Origin of the sequence: Nocardiopsis trehalosi NBRC 14201, from assembly GCF_001552555.1 — a bacterium.
In the GTDB taxonomy this organism is placed as follows: domain Bacteria; phylum Actinomycetota; class Actinomycetes; order Streptosporangiales; family Streptosporangiaceae; genus Nocardiopsis_B; species Nocardiopsis_B trehalosi.
Map to the genome: position 1 here is coordinate 21,172 of NZ_BCRK01000043.1, position 15,810 is coordinate 36,981.

Below are 15,810 nucleotides of genomic sequence, written 5' to 3' on the forward strand. Positions count from 1 at the left end.
GCGCCCCCCATGGAACTGCCCGTCATCTGGTTCACCGCCATCGCGATCCTGTGGATCGGCTACTTCGTCCTGGAGGGGTTCGACTTCGGCGTCGGGACGCTGCTGCCCGCCGTCGGCCGCGACGACACCGACCGGCGGGTGATGATCAACGCGATCGGCCCGGTGTGGGACGGCAACGAGGTCTGGCTGATCACCGCCGTCGGCGCCACCTTCGCCGCGTTCCCCGCCTGGTACGCGTCGATGTTCAGCGGCTTCTACCTGCCCGTCCTGGTCATCCTGGTGGCGCTCATCGTGCGCGGGGTCGCCTTCGAGTACCGGGGCAAGGGCGACACCGTCCGGTGGCGCGCGTGGTGGGACCGCGCCATCGTCTTCGGCAGCACCGCGCCCGCGCTGCTGTGGGGCCTCATCTTCGCCAACATCGTGCGCGGCGTGCCCATGGGCGCCGACCAGGTGGTCACCGCCGGCCTGCTCGACCTGCTGTCGCCCTACGCCCTGCTCGGCGGGCTGACCACGCTGTCGCTGTTCACCCTGCACGGCGCGGTGTTCCTCACCCTCAAGACCGACGGACCCGTGCGCCGCCGGGCGCGGGCGGCGGCGCTGCGCGCGGCCGCGGTGGCCGTGCCCGCCACCGCCGCGTTCCTCGCCTGGACCCAGGCGGCGCACGGCGCGGCGTGGACCCTGCCCGTGGCCGCCGCCGGGGCCGCGGCGCTGGTGCTGGGGGTGGTCCTGGTCGCCCGCGGCCGCGAGGGGCGGTCCTTCGCCGCCACGGCGGGCGCTGTCGCGGCCCTCACGGTCACCCTGTTCGGGTCGCTGTACCCGGCCGTCCTGCCGTCGACCACCGACCCGGCGTTCGACCTCACCGTCGCCAACGCCGCCTCGGCGCCCTACACGCTGACCGTGATGAGCTGGGTGGCGCTGGTGTTCCTGCCGCTCGTCATCGGCTACCAGGCGTGGAGCTACTGGGTGTTCCGGCGCCGCGTGACCCGCGAGCACATCACGCCCGCCCCCGCCTATGGTGGCGGTGGTGCCCCGGGGACCGCCCCCGCCCCCGCCCCGCCCGGGGCCGGCTGAGGAAGAACGGACGGCAGCCATGAAACCCCTCGACCCGCGGCTGGTGCGCGGCGCCCGCGCGGTCCGCGTGCACCTCGCCGCCACCGTGGCCACCGGGACCGCGGTCACCGGGCTGCTGCTGGTGCAGGCGTGGCTGCTCGCGCACACCATCGCCGGGGCGACGGAGGGGCGCGGCGCCGCCGACCTCGCCCGGGCGGTGGCGGCCGTCGCGGCGGTCGCCGTCGCGCGCGGGCTGCTGGCCTACGCCGCCGAGGCCGCGGCGCTGCGCTCGGCCGCCCTCGCCAAGTCGCAGCTCCGCCGCAGGCTCGTCGCGCACGTGACGGGCGCCGGCCTCCCCCCGGGGGCCGGCGGCGACTCCCCGCCGGCCCCCGGGCCGGGCGGGGCGGACCCGGTCTGGCTGTCAGGGGCGGCCGGGTCCGGATCGGGGACGGGCACCCCCCGCGCCGGTGAACTGGTCACGCTGGCCACGCGTGGCCTGGACGCGCTGGATGACTACTTCGCCCGGTATCTCCCGCAGCTGGTGCTCGCGGTGCTCGTCCCCGTCGCCGTCCTCGCCGTCGTGGCGGGGGCGGACCTGCTCTCCGCGGTGATCATCGCGGTGACCCTGCCGCTGATCCCCGTGTTCATGGCGCTGGTCGGCATGCACACCCAGGCGCGCACGCGGCGCCAGTGGCGGCTGCTCAGCCGGCTCGGCGGCCACTTCCTCGACGTGGTCGAAGGGCTGCCCACCCTGGCGGTGTTCCGCCGCGCCAAGGCGCAGGCGACGATCATCCGGCGCATCACCGACGAGCACCGGCGGACCACCATGGCGACGCTGCGGGTGGCGTTCCTGTCGGCGTTCGTGCTGGAGCTGCTCGCCACCCTCGCCGTGGCGCTGGTCGCCGTGCAGATCGGCATCCGGCTGATGTACGGCATGCTCGACTTCGAGACCGCCCTGCTCGTGCTCATCCTCGCGCCCGAGGCGTACCTGCCGCTGCGCGAGGTCGGCGCCCGGTTCCACGCCAGCATGGAGGGCGTGGCGGCCGCCGAGGAGGTGTTCGCGGTCCTGGAGGAGGAGCGCGGCGGGGCGGGCGGCGGCACCGCCGCTGCGGCCGCGCTCCCCGACGGGCCGGTGCGCGTCCGGCTGGAGGGGGTCGGGCTGACCTACCCGGGGCGCGACGTGCCCGCGCTGAGCGGGGCCGACCTCACCCTGGAGCCCGGCCGGACCCTGCTGCTCACCGGGCCCAGCGGGGCGGGCAAGAGCACCCTGCTCGCGCTGCTGCTCCGGTTCGCCTCGCCCACCGCCGGGCGCATCGAGGTGGGCCCGGCCGACCCGCCCGACGACGACGGCGGCGGCGGCGGGTGGGTCCCGCTCGACGCGGTGCCCGCCGACCGGTGGCGCGCCCGGATCGCCTGGGTGCCGCAGGACCCCTACCTGTTCGACGCCGGCGTCGAGGACAACATCCGCCTCGGCGCCCCCGACGCGGGACGCGAGGAGGTGCGGCGCGCCGCCCGCCTCGCCGAGGCCGACGGGTTCATCGCCGCCCTGCCCGACGGGTACGCGACCCGGCTGGGCGAGCGGGGCGCGCGCCTGTCGGCCGGGCAGCGGCAGCGGATCGCGCTCGCCCGCGCGTTCCTGCGCGACGCCCCGATCGTGCTGCTGGACGAGCCCACCGCCCACCTCGACCCCGACAACGCGGCGGCCGTGCGCACCGCGGTGCTGCGGCTGCTGAAGGGGCGCTGCGGGCTCATCGTCGCCCACGACACCGGCTGGGCCGACGCCGTCGACGGCGTCGTCCGCGTCGAACCCGCCCGCGCCGGCACGGAGGTGCCCTCATGACCGCCCCCGCCGCCGACCCGCCCGCCCCCGGCCGTGACCCGCTGCTGCGCATGGCCGCGCTGGCCCGGCCGCGCGGCGGCCGGTTCGCCCTCGGCGTGCTGCTGGGCGCGCTGGCCACGGGGTCCGGCGTCGCGCTGCTGAGCGTCGCCGCGTGGCTCATCGCCACCGCCGCCACCCACCCGCCGCTGACCGCCATCAGCCTGGCCGTGGTCGCCACCCGCGCGCTGGGGGTGTCGCGGGGCGTCACCCGCTACCTCGAACGGCTGGTCACCCACGACGCCGCGTTCCGCACCCTGGCCGACGTCCGGGTGCGGGTCTACGAGCGGCTGGCCCGCACCGAGCCGGTGCGCCGGTTCCGCTCCGGCGACCTGGTCACGCGGCTGGTCAGCGACACCGATGCCACCCAGGACCTGCTGGTGCGCGGACTGACGCCGCCGCTGATCGCCCTGGTCACCGGCGGCGCGGTCGTCGTGTTCGGCACCGTGCTGCTGGAGCCGGGCGGGCTGCTGCTGGCGGCGGGCCTGCTGCTGGCCGGGGTGGCGGTCCCCCTGGCCGCCGCGGCGATGGGGCGCGGGCCGGGGCGGCGGCAGGCCGCCGCCCGCGGCGAGCTGTCGACCGCCCTGGTCGACACCCTGTACGGGGCGCCCGACCTGGTCGCCTACGGGGCGATGGACCGCGCCGTGGACCGGGTCGCCGCGGCCGACGCGGAGCTCACCCGGGTGGCGCGCCGCGACGCCGCCCTGCTGGGGTTCGGCGCCGGCGCCACCGCGCTCATCACCGGGCTGACCGTCTGGGCGACGCTGCTACTGGGTGTGTCGGCCGTCGAGGACGGCACGCTGGGGCCGATCCCGATGGCGGTGCTCGTGCTCACCGCGCTCGCCGCGTTCGAGATCGTCGCCCCGCTGCCCGCGGTGGCGGCCCGGCTCGGCGCGGTCCGGGCCAGCGGGCGGCGGCTGTTCGACGTCCTCGACACCCCGCCCGCCGTGGCCCCGCCGCCCGACGGCGCCCCCGCCGCGGCGCCGGAGGGCGCCGATCTGCGGGTGCGCGGGCTGCGCGTCCGCTACGGCCCCGCCGAACCGTGGGCGCTGGACGGGGTGGACGTGGACGTCCCGGCGGGCCGCACGGTGGCGGTGCTCGGCCCGAGCGGGGCCGGCAAGAGCACGCTCGCGGCGGTGCTGTTCCGGTTCCGCGACCCCGACGCCGGGACCGTGGAGCTGGGCGGGGCCGACATCACCGGCCGGCCCGTGGACGACGCCCGCCGGGTGGTGGCCGGGGTGCCGCAGGACCCGCACGTGTTCGCCAGCACGCTCCGGGAGAACCTGCGGCTGGCCCGCCCTGAGGCGACCGACGACGACCTGTGGGCGGTCCTGCGGCGGGTGCGCCTCGCCGGCGACGCGGCGGCCATGCCGCAGGGGCTCGACACGGAGGTCGGCTCGCACGGCACCCGACTGAGCGGGGGCATGCGGCAGCGGCTCGCCTTGGCGCGCGCCCTGCTCGCCGCGCCCCGGCTGCTGGTGCTGGACGAGCCCACCGCCCACCTCGACCCCGACACCCGCGACGCGGTCGTGGCCGACCTGCTCGACGCGGCCGAGGGGTATTCGACGCTGCTCATCACGCACGACCTGGCCGGGCTGGACCGGGTGGACGACATCTACGTCGTCGCGGAGGGCCGGGTCGTCCAGCACGGCACGCACACCGCCCTCCTCTCCCGAGACGGCTGGTACCGCGACGCCCACCGACAGCCCTGACCCCGTCCGCCCGCGGTGGGCGGGGGCGCACGCGTTTTCCACAGGTGCGCGATCGTGGTGGCGGGCGGACGGGCGGGTGGCCGAGCATGGTCGCGGGGGCACCCGCAGGGGGCCGCCCCGCGACCACCGGAGGTACCCATGACCGTCCTGACCGCCGCCCTCGCCCTGCTCGTCGCCGGGGCCGTGCACCTCGCCGCTCCCACGGGTGGCGTCCCCGGGGGCCCCGATCCCGGCGGGGGCGACCTCGGCGGGTTCACCCTGGGACACCTGCCGGCGGGCATCGGCACCGCCACGTCCGACTTCGCCACCGAGTGGGGCGGGGTCGCGTTCGCGTCGCGGGTGTGGGAGCGCACCACCCCCGGCGGGGGCGCCCGCGTCGACCTCAAGGTCAACGTGCTCAGCGGTGAGCGGCTGGCCGATCCCGGCGCGCTGCGCGACTTCCTCGCCGAGTACCACGAGATCGACGCCGCGGCCTGGAAGCTCACCGACCTCCCGGGCGGCGGCACCGGGCAGTACGCCGAGGGCCACGCGTTCTGGCTGGCCGAGCCCGGCCTGGCGGTGTCGCTGCGGCTCGACCCCGACCGGTTCGGCACCGACGACCTCCTGGCCGTCGCCGAGGGGGTCCGCCGCACCGGCTAGCCGCGCGCGCCGCGCCGTCCCCGCGCCGGGGACGGCGCGGCCGGGGTCAGGGGCGGCCGGGCCAGGTGTGGCCGGGGCCGGGGTGGCCCGGCCAGGGGGTGCCGGGGCCGGGGTGATGCGGATCCGCCGGGTGGGCCGACCCGCCCAGCCAGTCCTCCAGGCGCATGCGGTAGCGCACCCGCAGCGAGCCGCCCTTCACCCCGCCCGTGATGCGGAAGTGCGGGGCGGGCGGCGCCGGGACGGCGGGCACCCGGCTGTCGGCGCTGCCGAACCAGGACGTGTCGACGTCCATCTCGGCGGTGGCGCCGTCGGGCAGGATGATCCGGGTCTCGCCCCACGCCCCCGAGACGTGCACCTCGGTGACCTGGCTCGACAGGACGGCCTCGCGGAAGTCCAGCCGGATGGTGCCGTACGGGTTGACGGCCTCCACCCGCTGCGGCACGTGCCAGACACCGCGCCGCGCGATGGTCCCGGCGGCCGTCCGGAGCACCAGGGGCGCGGCCGCCGGGCCCGGCGGCGCGGCGGGCGCCGGCGGCCCGGCCGGGCCGGGCACGGGCAGGTCGGCGGTGATCGGCCGCAGATCGGCGTAGGTGCGCGCGCGGTACACCCGGTCCAGGCGCTCGTCCAGCTCCTCCAGGGTGATCCGGCCTTCGGCGGCGGCGTCGCGCAGGATCTCGGCCACATCGTCGCGGTCGCGGTCGGCGGCGCGCATGCGCAGGCCGTCGTCCTCGGGTCCGGTCCCGCTCGGTCGCGTGTCCATGGGCCTCCTCCACGGCGGTCGCGACGCGGTGGCGCCGCCGAATGCACGCGATCATGCTACTTCTTCGCGATCGACCGTTATGTGAGTCCGCGACACGGAAACCCCGGCCGGTTCCGGCACACGGTGGTGCGAAGCCTCCGGCGGAGCGGTCCGGCGCATGGGATGATGTTCAGCTCACCGGTCGGCGCCGCCCCCGCGGACGCGGCCGGGCGGGGCGGCGACTCAGCCCCCTGCCGGGGTTGGACGGGCCCCGGCAGGGACCTGAACCGCCGTCCCGCGCGGGCCGCGCGGGACGGGTGACCTCGGCGGAGTCCTCAGACCGAGGCGGGGGCCGCCGCGCGGGCGGCGGGGTCGATCCGGCGCGTGGCCGACGCCCAGCGCTCGAAGACCAGGGTGCCCAGCGGCGGCACGCTCGCCGCCAGGGCCAGCAGGCCGGTCCACAGCCCCCAGCGGAGGCGCACCCAGGCGAGGACGGCCACGGCGCAGTAGGCGACGAACGCCGCCCCGTGCAGAGGACCGAAAATCTGCACACCGATCTCGTTGTGCACGACCACGCGCTTGAAGAACATCCCGATCAGCAGCCCCACCCAGGTGGCGGCCTCGATCGCGGCGATCACCCGGAACGTGCGCAGGATGAGCGGTGACACAGGGGACTCCTCGGCTCGGGGAGGGGGACGGGGGCGGCCGCGCGGCGCCGCCTCCAGTCTGCGGCAACCGCGTGGGCGCCCCGCCCGCGCGGGGCGGTGAACCCCATCACCCCCGGGTTTCGGTCACGCAGGATCGCGCGTTTCGGTTCGAGGAAGCGGCGGGTCCGGGCGGCCCCCGCGCACCGATTCGGGACACCCCCGGAGCGGGATTCGAAAACACCGCCGAAAATCGGCGCTGACCTGCACGTTCAGGGGCGCCGCCGACCGCCCGCCGAGGGGTCGGGATCGGGTTCTTCGCGGCGTTTGCCCAAATTCCCCAGCGAGCATGTTCCCTAGTGAGACGCGCGGTCTCCCGACCGACTTCCCACGCGGCTCCGACGTCGAGAACGCGACCGGAGGAACCACGGACGTGCCCAAGCTCGCCATCTCCCCGACCTTCCTCTCCGACTTCTCCCGACTCGACACCGGGATCCGAACGGCGGCTCTGGCCGCCGTGCAGGGGTACCTGTCCGGCGACGGCGACCGGCTCGAATCCGTCAGCGGCAGCCCCGACCCCGGCGTCCGGCTGCTGCGCGTCGGCACCGACTGGGCGGGGGTCGTCACCCCCGCCGACGGTGGCGCCTACTGCCTGGTGACCGTCCGCCCGACCGCCGAGGCGCTGGCCTACGCCCGCCGGCTGCGCTCCACCACGGCCGACCGCATCGAACTGGTCGAGACCGCCCCGGCGCCCCCGCCCGCGGCGGCCGCCCCGGTGGTGACCGGGCCCGACGAACTCGCGAGCGACCTCGGCAAGTCCTTCGACGACTGGCAGATCACCCTCCACCCCAACCAGCACCGCATCGTCGACGCGCGTTTCGCCGGGTCGGCCCAGGTCACGGGCGGCCCGGGCACCGGCAAGACCGTGCTGGCGCTGCACCGCGCCGCCCACCTGGCCACCCGCGACGCCGCCCGCCACCCGGGCGACCCGCGGCACGCCATCCTGCTCACCACCTTCAACCGGCTGCTCGCGCAGACCCTGTCGGGCCAGCTCGACCGGCTGCTGCCCGACCCCGACCTGCGCCGCCGGGTCGAGGTCGTCACCATCGACAGCCTCGCGCGGGGCGTGGTCTATGAGCACACCGGCGCGGCGCCCGAGGCCATCGGCCGCGACGCGCTGGGCGAGCGCTGGCGCGAGGCCGCGTGGGCCGAGGGCGTCCCCTACTCCGGGCGCTTCCTCGCCGACGAGTGGGAGCAGGTGATCCTGGCCCAGAACATCACCCGGCTGCCCGACTACATCCGCTGCGAGCGCAGCGGCCGCGTGCTGCACCTGGCGCCCGAGCACCGCGCCCACGTGTGGGAGACCATCCAGCGGTACGCCGCGGCGCTGCGCGTCTGCGGCGAGTGGTCCTACCCGCAGATCGCCCTGGAGGCGGCCCGGCTCATGGCCGAGAGCGGGCCGCGCTTCCGGCACGTCATCGTCGACGAGGCCCAGGACCTGCACCCGGCGCAGTGGCGGCTGCTGCGGGCCGCGGTCCCCGAGGGCCCCGACGACCTGTTCATCGTCGGCGACCCGCACCAGCGCATCTACGACAACCGGGTCTCGCTCGCCTCGCTCGGCATCAACGTGCGGGGCCGCAGCCACCGGCTGCGCATCAGCTACCGCGTGAGCCAGGAGATCCTCGACTGGGCGATGCCGGTGCTGGGCCGGCACACCGCCATCGGCATGGACGACAACGCCGACACCCTGGTGGGCTACCGGTCGCTGCTGCACGGACCCGAGCCCGTGGTGCGCGGGTGCACGAGCCGCGACGACGAGCGCGCCGCGCTGGGCGAGTGGGTGCGCGTCTGGCTGGAGGCCGGGGTGAGCCCGTCCTCGATCGCCGTGGCCGGGCGCAACCAGTGGGTGGTGCGGGGCCTGGCCAAGGAGCTGACCGCGCGCGGCGTCCCCACCGCGCCGCTCGACGCCGCCGACGCCCCGCGCGCGGTCCGGCTGGGCACCATGCACAAGCTCAAGGGCCAGGAGTTCCGGTGCGTGGCGGTCGTCGGCCTGGGCGAGCCGCTGCTGCCGCCGAAGGCGGCGATCGACTCCGCTGAGGGCGACCCCGTGGCCCTGGAGCAGATCTACCAGCAGGAGCGGAACCTGCTGTTCGTGGCGTGCACGCGGGCGCGCGACGCGCTGTACGCGTCGTACGTGGGCACGCCCAGCCGGCTGCTGCCGCACGTGGAGCAGCCCGCCCGGATGGGCTGAGCGGGCGCGGCGCCGGGCGCGGTCCCCCGGGGCCGCGCCCGGCGCGTGCGCTCAGGGGGTGACGCGCTCGTCCAGGGCGCCGATCTCCATGCGGTCGGCCTGGGTGAGCGGCTGGGTGACCTCCAGGTCGGTGACGACCATGGTGGGCAGCAGCAGCGGGGGCGGGAAGTCGGGCGTGAACACGAGGTCGATGGGGATGAGCGGCAGCCGCACCTGCATCCGGGTGACGTGCAGGACGACGCCGCCGGTCATGGTGAGGTCGGGCAGGCCGAGCCCGATCCGGCCCTCCCCCTCGGCGGCGAGCAGTTCGGCCTGGTCGAGCACCGCCTCGTCCATGGACAGCCGCAGGTAGCGCTCGGGGCCGTCGGTGGTGGGGTACTCGACCACGCCGTCGAACCGGGCGCCGCGCATGGTGAGGGTGTCGGCGGTCAGGGTCGACTCGGCGACGGCGGCGGTCCAGGGGGTCTCGGCGTCGCGCACGTCGACGTCGGGCAGGTCGCCGTCGCGGCGGGCGGCCTCGCAGGCGAGGACGGCGTCGCGGAACTCCTCCTCGTCCGCCGCCACCGCGGCGTCGCCCGCGGCGAAGCGGCAGACCCCGGCCGCGCCGTCGGGCGACTCGGGCTCGTCCTCGCCGCCGCCGTCCTCCGCCCCGTCCTCGCCGTCCTGGCCGTCCTCGCCGTTCCCGCCGCCGGGGTCGCCCGGTGCGGGCGAGGGCGTGGGGGTGGCGGAGGGGGTGGGGGTCGGGGTGGGCGAGGGGCCGGGGTCGGCGGCCTCCCCGTCGCCACCGCCGAACCAGTCCCAGGGCCAGCCGAGCGCGGGGACCGCGCCGGGCAGCAGCAGGGTGAGCGCCAGGGGCAGGGCGAGGGCGGCGTGCAGCCGGCCGGCGGCCTCGGGACCGTCGGCGTCCGGGGGCGCGTCCGCGTCGGCGGGGTCGGCGGCGCCGTCGGCGTCCGCGTCGGCGGGACCGCCGGGCTCGGCGTCGGCGTCCGCCCGGCGGCGGCCGCGCCCGCGCGCGGCGCGGACCGGCTCCCAGGAGAACACCATGGCGGCGCCGACGATGCCGAGCAGCATGCCGATCACGAACCCGCCGAAGTTGGAGGTCATGAAGGACGCCAGCGACAGCAGCATGGCCACGATGCCGTAGAACGCGCGCTGCGGGGGCTGGAGCCAGGCCAGGGCGCCGATGGCGATGAGCAGGAACCCGATGAGGTAGCCGGCGACGCCCGCGATCCCGGCGTAGACGACGAGGTCGAGCGGGATGAGCACGGACTGGGCGGCGGGGGCGACGAGGATCTCCACCCCCGCCGCGACGATGAGCAGCCCGCCCCAGAAGGGGCGCGACCGCCGCCAGCGTCGGAACCCGCCCAGCAGGGCGCGGGGGCCGGTCGTGGTGGCCGCCATGGCGTCAGAAGCACTCGTGGTCGCCGGGGCGGACCGCGAGCTGGAGCCCGGAGAGCCGGAGCGTGCCCGCGTTGACCGACCAGGAGGTCAGCCGCAGGTCCTCCACGACGATGTCGTCGGACTGCAGCCCGAACCCGCCGGGGCGGCCGTCGATCCCGGACGCCTTGTCGAGGGTGCTGGCGTCGCGGCCGATCTCGATGCCGGAGAACGCGGCGTCGCCGCCGAGCTGCTCGACGTCGAGGACCATGTTGCTGCCCTGGACGGGGGTCTCCTCGCCGGCCTCGATGACCAGGGTGGCCTCGCCGATGGGCAGGTCCATGAGCGCCGACATGCACATATTGGTCAGTTCGACCTCGTCGACGACGCTCAGGGCGACGGGGCGGGAGGAGTCGTCCAGCGAGGTGGCGACCTCGCCGTACTGGGCGAAGCCCTGGCCGTCGAGCGAGTCGGCGGACAGCTTGAAGCTGTCGCCGGAGACCGCGAAGGAGGCGGCGAGCAGGCCCTGCGTGGTCATGGCGCCGAGCGCCCCGGCCGCGACCAGCCCGGGGACGACCGCGAGTGCGAACCTGCGCCACCGGGTGCCGCCGCCGGGGGTCTCGTCGTTGGTCAGCTCTGCCATGGGCGTCGTCTCCTCGGTGCCCCACCCGCGGGTCAGCCGTACTGACGGGGGGGTACGGGCGTGGGGGCCGGTACGGGTCTCGGACCTCGAAGGGACCGCACTTACCGTGCAGTAGGTGATGAACATTACAATAGCGAATGTCACATTTCCAAGTGCCGTTCTCACCGGCGGCATGTTACGAACGGGTCGCACCAGGCGCGAGGCGGACTCACAGAAGGGTGTCCCATGACCGCTGAGAGAGTGAGCGCGCAGACCGCCCCCGAACCCGGCGCCGACGACTTCGACTACGACGTGGTCGTGGTCGGCTCGGGCTTCGGCGGCTCCGTCACCGCGCTGCGGCTGACCGAGAAGGGCTACCGGGTCGGCGTCCTGGAGGCCGGGCGCCGCTACACCCCCGACATGCTCCCCGAGACCTCCTGGGACCTGCGCAACTTCCTGTGGGCGCCCGCTCTCGGCTGCTACGGCATCCAGCGCATCCACCTGCTCCGGGACGTGATGATCCTGGGCGGCGCGGGCGTGGGCGGCGGGTCGCTGAACTACGCCAACACCCTGTACCAGCCGCTGGACGACTTCTACGACGACCCGCAGTGGAGCGGCATCACCGACTGGCGCGGCGAACTCGCCCCCTACTACGACCAGGCGCGGCGCATGCTGGGCGTGCGCGCCAACCCCACCATGACCCCCTCCGACGTGCACCTGAAGGCGGTGGCCGAGGAGATGGGCGTGGGCGACTCCTTCACCCTCGCCCCGGTCGGGGTGTTCTTCGGCGACGGCGGCGACGGCGACGGCTCGGCCACCGCCCGCCCCGGCGAGACGACGGCCGACCCCTACTTCGGCGGCGCCGGGCCGCGCCGCCGGGCCTGCGTCGAGTGCGGGTCGTGCATGACCGGCTGCCGCAGGGGCGCCAAGAACACGCTGATGGAGAACTACCTGTACTTCGCCGAGCGGGGCGGCGCGGTCGTCCACCCCATGACCACGGTCGAGCGGGTGCGCGAGCTCCCGGCCGCGCGCGGCGGCGGGTACGCCGTCGACACGCTCGCCACCGGCGCGCCCCGGCGCCGCGCGAACGCCCGCACGTTCACCGCCCGCCAGGTGGTCCTGGCCGCCGGCACCTACGGCACGCAGACCCTGCTGCACCGGATGCGCGACACCGGACTGCTGCCCCGGGTCTCCGCCCGGCTGGGCGCGCTGACCCGCACCAACTCCGAGGCGCTGGCGGGCGCGATGACCCGGCACATGGACCCGCCGGAGGACTTCACCCAGGGGGTGGCGATCACGTCGTCCATCCACCCCGACGACCACACCCACATCGAGCCGGTCCGCTACGGCAAGGGGTCCAACGCCATGGGCCTGCTGTCCACCATCCAGGTGCCCGGCGGCGGGCGGGTGCCGCGCTGGCTGCGGTTCCTCGGGCTGGCCGCCCGCCACCCCTACGTGTTCGCGCGCAGCCTGTCGGTGCGCCGGTTCTCCGAGCGGACCATCATCGGCCTGGTCATGCAGTCGCTGGACAACTCGCTGACCACCTACACCCGGCGCGGCCTGCTGGGCGGGCGCCGGCTCACCTCGCGCCAGGGCCACGGCGAACCCAACCCGAGCTGGATTCCGCAGGGCCAGGAGGCGATGACCCGGCTGGCGGCGCGCATCGACGGGTTCCCCGGCGGCACCGTGGGCGACGTGTTCAACATCCCGCTGACCGCGCACTTCCTCGGCGGCTGCCCGATCGGCGCCACCCCCGAGGACGGCGTGGTCGACCCCTACCACCGGCTGCACGGCCACCCCGGCATCCACGTGGTGGACGGGTCGGCGGTCTCGGCGAACCTGGGCGTCAACCCGTCGCTGACGATCACCGCGCAGGCCGAGCGCGCGATGTCGTTCTGGCCGAACAAGGGCGGCACCGACCCCCGGCCCGCCCCGGGCGCCGCCTACCGGCGCGTGGCCCCGGTGTTCCCCGACTCCCCCGCGGTGCCCGCGGGCGCCTACGCCGAGCTGCGGTTCACCCGCTCCCTGCCCCTGACCGTGTCCGCGAAGGCGGCCGACTGAGCGAGGCCCCCGTGATCCCCCTCCGCCACGCGGCCGACCGCACGGCCTGCGTCCCCACCCCCGACGGCGCGCGGCTCCGCGTCCACCTGCGCGGCCCCGAGGACGCGCCGGTCACCGTCGTCCTCGCCCACGGCTGGGCGCAGGGCTCCGACACCTGGCGGCCCCAGGTGGCCCGCCTGGTGGCGGCCGAGGACGCGCCCGTCCGCACGGTGCGCTGGGACCAGCGGGGGCACGGCGGGTCGACCCTCGGCTCCCGGCCCCTGCGCACCGGGCTGCTCGCCGAGGACCTGCTGCGGGTGGTCGACGCGTGCGCGCCCCGCGGCCCCGTCGTGCTGGGCGGGCACGCGCTGGGCGGCATGGCGGTCCTGGCGCTGGCGGCGGCGCGGCCCGAGCTGTTCGGGACGCGGATCGCCGGGGTGCTGCTGGCGTCGGCCTCGGCCGGCGGGCTGGACACCGCCCGCCCCGGGTTCCCGCTCGTCCAGCGGGTCCGCGGCGCGGGGTGGCGGGCGGCGATGCGGCTGCTCGCGACCGCCGCCGGCCCCGTGGACCGGGTCCGGGAGCTGGTGCCGCCGCACCTCGCCGCGCACCGCGCCGTGGTGCGGCGGGCGGTGTTCGGTCCGGTGGCCGACCCGCTGCGGGTCCGCGAGTGCGCGGAGCTGCTGCACGCGACGCCCACCCGGGTGGTCGCGGACTTCCACCGGGTGCTGATGCGCCACGACGTGACCGGCCGCATCGGCGCGCTGGCGGCCGTGCCCGCGGTGCTCCTCGCCGGGGGCCGCGACCGGCTGGTCCCGCTGCGGCACGTCCGCGCGCTGGCCCGCGCCCTGCCGGACGCGGAGCTGCGCGTGCTGCCGGCGTGCGGGCACATGCTGCCGCTGGAGGCGCCGCGCGAGGTCGGCGACGCCCTGGCCGCCCTCTGCCGCACGGCCGCCCGCCCGGGCTGAGGGCCGGCGGCCGCCGCGGGTCACGGCAGCAGCAGCGTCTTGCCGAGGGCCGCGCGCTCCTCCAGCGCCCGGTGCGCGTCGGCGGCGCGCTCCAGCGGGAAGGTCTGGCCGATGACCGGGCGGACCCGCCCTTCGGCGTGCGCGCGCAGCATCCGCTCGGCCTGGCGCCGGACCCCGTCCGGCGGCAGCCGCAGCTCGTCGATGCCGGCCACGGTGACGCCGCGCCGGGCGGCGGCCTCGGGGTCGACCGCGGCGAACCGGCCGCCGGCGGCGCCGTGCGCGGAGAACCGGCCCTTGTCGGCGGTGAGGGCGAACGCGGCGTCGCCGACCTCGCCGCCCACCCCGTCGAACACCACGTCGGCGCCGTGCGGGCCGAGGGCGGCGCGCGCCCGCTCCGCCCAGTCGGGGCCACCGGTGTCGACCACGGCGTGCGCGCCCAGGTCGCGCAGCAGTGCGGTCTTGCGGGCACCCCGGGCGGCGGCGACGACGGCCGCCCCCTCGGCGGCGGCGAGCTGCACGAGCAGCACCCCCATGGCGCCCGCGGCGCCGGTGATCAGCACCCGGTCGCCCGCGCCGATCCGCGCGCCGTCGAGCAGGGTGGTCCCGGTGGCGCCGTCGGTGGCCAGCGCGGCGGCCTCGTGCAGGCCGACGCCGTCGGGCACCGGGATCAGCGTCGCCGCCGCGGCGGCGACGCGCTCGGCGTAGCCGCCCTCGTCGGCGAGGTGGGCGGCGACGCGGCGGCCGCGCCAGGCGGGGTCGGTCCCGGGGCCGGTGGCGGACACCGTTCCGGCGACGGCGCCGCCCGGGACGTAGGGCGGGGTGTGCGCGAAGTACTCCCGCCCCCATCCCGCGCGGATCTGGGTCTCGACGAACACGACGTCGGCCGCCGCGACGTCGATGACGACCTCACCGGGTCCGGGCCGGGGGTCGGGGACCTCCACCGTCTCCAGGACCTCCGGGCCGCCGAACTCCCGCACCCGTGCCACGCGCATGGCGCCTCTCCTCACTCCTCGGGGACCGTGGTGCCCAGCATCGGAGATGAAGTGAGGTTGAGGTCAACCCGCGCGGCTCAGGCCCCGGGGGCGGGGGTGTCCTCGGGGGCGGGCGGGCCGTCCTTGGCCTTCTGCAGGTGGTCGAGCAGTTCGGCGAAGTGCTCGCCGAGGACCTCGTGGATGTGCCGGGCCATCGCCTCGGCGAGCATGGCGTCGACGGCGGTCTCGGCCAGGGGGCGGAGCCGGCGCACCAGGTCGGCGGCCGCGGCGATGTCGGCGCCGTTGAGCAGTCCGTCGGGGGCGTGCGCGGCGAAGATGTGGTCGGAGACGGTGTCGACCAGCTCGCGCGACGCGGTGTCGACGTGGCCCTGGAGGCGCTCGGCGATGTCCAGCACGGTCTTGACCGACATGCCGGCGGCGACGAGTTCGGCGCCGGCGTTGAGCAGGCGCGGGCTGGGCACCCGGAAGCGGACGCCCTCGCGCTCCAGCAGCCCGAGCCGGATGGAGCGGGTGATGTTGGTGGGGGTGACCTGGCCGCGGAACAGCTGGCGCAGCTCCCCGATGGTGATGTAGCCGGGGAGCTCGTCGGACCGGGGGTCGCCGATGGCCGACTCGAAGCCGAGGACGTCGGCGAGGTCGCCGCCCCGCTCCCACACGGAGACCAGTTCGCCGATGTTGGCGAAGGTGTAGCCCCGCTTGAGCAGCTGGCCGATCAGGCGCAGGCGGGCGAGGTGCGCGTCCGTGTAGATGCCGACGCGCCCCTCGCGGCGCGGCGGGGAGAGCAGCCCCCGGTCCTGGTAGACGCGGACGTTGCGGACGGTGGTCTCCGCCAGGCGCGCGAGCTCGTCGATGCGGTATTCGCCCATGGGGACAGCCTAGATCGTTGATGGGAAATTGGCGCCC

At 76.5% G+C, this 15,810-nt stretch carries 13 protein-coding genes; 7 read left to right on the top strand and 6 right to left on the bottom strand.

The window, feature by feature from the left end; genetic code table 11:
- Positions 1–9 precede the first annotated feature (9 nt).
- The 4 genes from cydB to NT8_RS10510 all read left to right on the top strand — a co-directional run bounded on the left by cydB (position 10) and on the right by NT8_RS10510 (position 5,277).
- Positions 10–1,071, top strand: coding sequence for a cytochrome d ubiquinol oxidase subunit II (gene cydB / locus NT8_RS10495; RefSeq protein ID WP_067966978.1), 1,062 nt, complete (start codon positions 10–12; stop codon positions 1,069–1,071).
- 19 nt (positions 1,072–1,090) lie between these two features.
- A complete protein-coding gene (cydD, locus tag NT8_RS10500) occupies positions 1,091–2,890 on the top strand; it encodes a thiol reductant ABC exporter subunit CydD (protein ID WP_067966980.1) in 1,800 nt (599 codons plus the stop codon).
- Complete coding sequence (gene cydC / locus NT8_RS10505) at positions 2,887–4,638, top strand: thiol reductant ABC exporter subunit CydC (RefSeq protein WP_067966984.1); 1,752 nt, start codon at positions 2,887–2,889, stop codon at positions 4,636–4,638. Before cydD ends, cydC begins: the two co-directional genes overlap by 4 nt.
- A gap of 138 nt (positions 4,639–4,776) precedes the next feature.
- Positions 4,777–5,277 (top strand): hypothetical protein, encoded by a 501-nt coding sequence (locus NT8_RS10510; RefSeq protein WP_084468815.1) that lies wholly within the window; start codon positions 4,777–4,779, stop codon positions 5,275–5,277.
- Positions 5,278–5,323: 46 nt separating this feature from the next.
- Here NT8_RS10510 and NT8_RS10515 read toward each other — a convergent pair whose 3' ends face one another.
- Entirely contained in the window at positions 5,324–6,037 is a 714-nt protein-coding gene (locus NT8_RS10515) for a DUF1707 SHOCT-like domain-containing protein (RefSeq protein ID WP_245646120.1), read from the bottom strand.
- Between the two features lie 314 nt (positions 6,038–6,351).
- Positions 6,352–6,684, bottom strand: coding sequence for a DUF3817 domain-containing protein (locus NT8_RS10520; protein ID WP_067966986.1), 333 nt, complete (start codon positions 6,682–6,684; stop codon positions 6,352–6,354).
- Positions 6,685–7,093: 409 nt separating this feature from the next.
- Here NT8_RS10520 and NT8_RS10525 point away from each other — a divergent pair, with 409 nt between their 5' ends.
- Complete coding sequence (locus NT8_RS10525; RefSeq protein WP_067966988.1) at positions 7,094–8,911, top strand: UvrD-helicase domain-containing protein; 1,818 nt, start codon at positions 7,094–7,096, stop codon at positions 8,909–8,911.
- Between the two features lie 51 nt (positions 8,912–8,962).
- Here the strand turns inward: NT8_RS10525 and NT8_RS10530 are convergent, their stop codons facing one another.
- A complete protein-coding gene (locus tag NT8_RS10530; protein ID WP_067966991.1) occupies positions 8,963–10,312 on the bottom strand; it encodes a DUF6114 domain-containing protein in 1,350 nt (449 codons plus the stop codon).
- 4 nt (positions 10,313–10,316) lie between these two features.
- Entirely contained in the window at positions 10,317–10,931 is a 615-nt protein-coding gene (locus tag NT8_RS10535) for a DUF6230 family protein (RefSeq protein WP_067966994.1), read from the bottom strand.
- Positions 10,932–11,156: 225 nt separating this feature from the next.
- Here NT8_RS10535 and NT8_RS10540 point away from each other — a divergent pair, with 225 nt between their 5' ends.
- Positions 11,157–12,971 (top strand): GMC family oxidoreductase, encoded by a 1,815-nt coding sequence (locus tag NT8_RS10540; RefSeq protein WP_067966996.1) that lies wholly within the window; start codon positions 11,157–11,159, stop codon positions 12,969–12,971.
- A gap of 11 nt (positions 12,972–12,982) precedes the next feature.
- Positions 12,983–13,915 carry an alpha/beta fold hydrolase gene (locus tag NT8_RS10545; protein ID WP_067966999.1) on the top strand — a complete coding sequence of 311 codons (933 nt, stop codon included), beginning with the start codon at positions 12,983–12,985 and terminating at the stop codon, positions 13,913–13,915.
- Positions 13,916–13,935: 20 nt separating this feature from the next.
- Here NT8_RS10545 and NT8_RS10550 read toward each other — a convergent pair whose 3' ends face one another.
- Positions 13,936–14,907 carry a zinc-binding dehydrogenase gene (locus NT8_RS10550; protein ID WP_067967001.1) on the bottom strand — a complete coding sequence of 324 codons (972 nt, stop codon included), beginning with the start codon at positions 14,905–14,907 and terminating at the stop codon, positions 13,936–13,938.
- Between the two features lie 77 nt (positions 14,908–14,984).
- Positions 14,985–15,773, bottom strand: a complete 789-nt coding sequence (locus NT8_RS10555; RefSeq protein WP_067967005.1) for a MerR family transcriptional regulator — start codon at positions 15,771–15,773, stop codon at positions 14,985–14,987.
- Between the last annotated feature and the right edge of the window lie 37 nt (positions 15,774–15,810).